Origin of the sequence: Nostoc sp. DedSLP03, from assembly GCF_034530815.1 — a bacterium.
Classification (GTDB): Bacteria; Cyanobacteriota; Cyanobacteriia; order Cyanobacteriales; family Nostocaceae; genus Nostoc.
Genome location: NZ_JAVRCK010000204.1, coordinates 1 through 2855 on the forward strand (window position 1 = coordinate 1; position 2855 = coordinate 2855).

General features: G+C 44.4%; 2 protein-coding genes. Both read left to right on the forward strand.

The window, feature by feature from the left end; translation table 11 throughout:
• Positions 1 to 186: hypothetical protein (locus RM368_RS38170; protein WP_322698880.1), on the forward strand; the 186-nt coding region annotated here is incomplete at its 5' end.
• A gap of 636 nt (positions 187 to 822) precedes the next feature.
• Positions 823 to 2667, forward strand: a complete 1845-nt coding sequence (gene ltrA, locus RM368_RS38175) for a group II intron reverse transcriptase/maturase (protein WP_322698881.1) — start codon at positions 823 to 825, stop codon at positions 2665 to 2667.
• Positions 2668 to 2855 lie beyond the last annotated feature (188 nt).

The window sequence follows — 2855 nt, forward strand, 5'->3', positions numbered from 1 at the left end:
GACTGGGAATGGCTTATTAGAGGCTCTGCCTCCAGCCAGACATTGAGTCAGAGACTCAATGAATGCATTCCCAGTCGGAGACTGGGAACGAGGAAAGTCTTAGTGCGATTCGTTCAGTTTAAACCTGAAAGGGGGGATGACTGGCAATGGTTGAGTAACCCACAAAGGGTAGAGTTCGCACTTTAAACCCTCAACCAATGACAACTCAATATCCATGTAGGTGAGGAAATCTAGCCGAGCATCAGCCCAGACAGCTAGAGGAGAAAGGGAAAGATAGAAGCAATTCAACTTCAATTATAACCTAGTCAAAATATACCAAGTCCTACTGTTCCGGTGCGGGATTAAAAGCACACAAACTACCAGAAGTCTGGTAGCCCCTACATCCAAGACCGATTATCAAAGGTGTAAAGCGGGGGTGAAAGCAGGAATAGGTGGTAATTGCTGAAAGCACCTACTGCAAGCAAGAGTCTATGGGTAGAACAAGCAAAGTGTCATCCGAACCATCGTTATTCCTCGCCAAGGGTTATAAGCTAGTGGCATAAACCACACTCTTGGGTCGGAAAAACCCGACAAAGGTAGAGTCTATCAGGATTTAAAGACCGAGATAGCGCACCACTCAAAACCTCGGTGGAGAGACACGCCCTAAAGGCTCAATTATGGATATTGGGAACGAAACAACCCCTCATGTTCTCCTGAAATTGGTAACAGGTAGGTATCAGCCATAAGACATGAAGGCGCAGGATGACTCAAGAAGCAAATGCCTAACCCGAATTAACGGGTAATGCCTTAAAAGGGATGGCGTAACTGCCAGGATAAGCAGACATGAGCCGCAGTGTGGGAAAGCTAGAGGTAACAGTAGCTATGAATAAGCCTAATTCGGATTTAGCAATAAATACCGAGGGATGGAAAACAATCAATTGGCGACAAGTCGAAAGATATGTTTTCAAGTTGCAAAAACGCATCTACGCTGCTTCCCGCCGTGGTGATGTCAAGCAATGCCGCAAACTCCAAAAGACGCTGATGAGGTCTTGGTCTAATAGGGTGCTAGCGGTACGCAGGGTGACAGTTGAAAACCAGGGAAAGAAAACGGCAGGAGTGGACGGTATCAAATCACTGTCCCCAAAAGCACGTTTTGAACTGGTAGGGCAATTAAAGCTAACTGGCAAATCCAAACCTACCCGTAGAGTATGGATTCCAAAACCAGGAAGAGAAGAAAAACGCCCATTAGGAATACCCGTAATGTATGACCGGGCACTACAAGCCGTAGTAAAGGCTACGCTTGAGCCAGAATGGGAGGCGGTATTTGAACCAAATTCCTATGGTTTTAGACCTGGAAGGTCATGCCACGATGCGATAAAGCAGATTAAAAACTGTATTCAAGGCAAGGCAAAATTCGTGCTAGACGCGGATATAGCCAAGTGTTTTGACCGCATCAACCATGTAGCACTGCTCCAAAAGTTGAACATCAAGGGCAAAGTCAGGCAACAAATTAAAGCTTGGCTCAAATCCGGGGTAATAGACAAAGGAGCATTTACTGCCACATCTGAAGGTACGCCGCAAGGTGGAGTCATATCTCCACTTTTGGCAAATATAGCCCTCCACGGAATGGAAGAAAGGATAAAACAAGAGTTCCCAATAATGTCACACACACAAAGGGAAACTTGGTTTCACAGAAAAGGTACTCAATTTGTACCCCCAAATATTATCCGTTACGCGGATGATTTTGTGATACTCCATGAAAATAAAACCGTTGTCCAAAGATGCCGAGAAATTATCTCGGAATGGTTAGCTGGTATAGGACTTGAATTAAAACCAGAAAAAACTCGGCTAACTCATACACTCAACCATGAGTTAAGTGAGGATTGTAAAGTCGGATTCGACTTTCTCGGTCATCACATCCGACAATACCCTGCCGGAAAATACCGGAGCAATACAAATGCCCAAGGTAAAATATTAGGTTTTAACACCCTCATCACCCCATCCGCGAAAGCGAGTAAGGTTCACCAAGAGGAAATCAGAAGAATCATCACAAAACATAGGTCTTCGCCCCAATCGGCTCTCATAATAGACCTTAATCCTGTAATAAGGGGATGGACTTCCTTCTACTCAAACTCCGATGTTAAAACCGTTGGAGAACTATCGAAACAAGATTACCTCACATACCTGAAACTCCGCCGATGGGCAAAACGCAGATGTGGAAACATTAATGATGGACACATCAAATATTGGACTTCCATTGACGGCGATAACTGGGTATTCGCAACCAAGAAAGGGGACGCGAACCCCCTACGGTTACTAAAACATAGTCATTTTGAATGCAGTAGCACTGATTATGTAAAAATTAAAGGCGATAAAAGCCCCTACGATGGCGACACAGTTTATTGGAGCAAAAGACTAGGAACACACCCTCAAATGCCTAATCGTAAGGCTAAGTTGCTTAAGCAACAAAAGGGTAAATGTCCTTGCTGCGGCTTAAGCTTTCAAGAATGGGATGTTTTAGAAGTAGACCACAAAATCCCTAGAGCATTAGGCGGTAAGGATGAGTACAAAAATCTGCAACTATTGCATCGGCATTGTCACGACGAAAAGACCGCATTTGACCTAATAGAAATTCGGAACAAAGACCGCTCAAAATTCCGAGGGAAAACTTTCTCAATTTTGGAATAAATTTAACTGGGAGTGGATACATGATATTCCTAATTTCATAGGTCATGCAGCCAGGAAGTCCGACATGACAAATGGATAACATACTGAGTAGCCGTGTGCTGGGAAACTCGCAAGCACGGTTCCGAATGGGAGGGGTGATGCAGTAATGCACACCCCGACCCTAACTTAAGGCTAGGTTTTTAAGACTT

Excerpts from the sequence above, each read along its gene's own strand:
- ltrA (WP_322698881.1), top strand. The coding sequence starts at position 823 with ATGAGCCGCAGTGTGGGAAAGCTAGAGGTAACAGTAGCTATGAATAAG.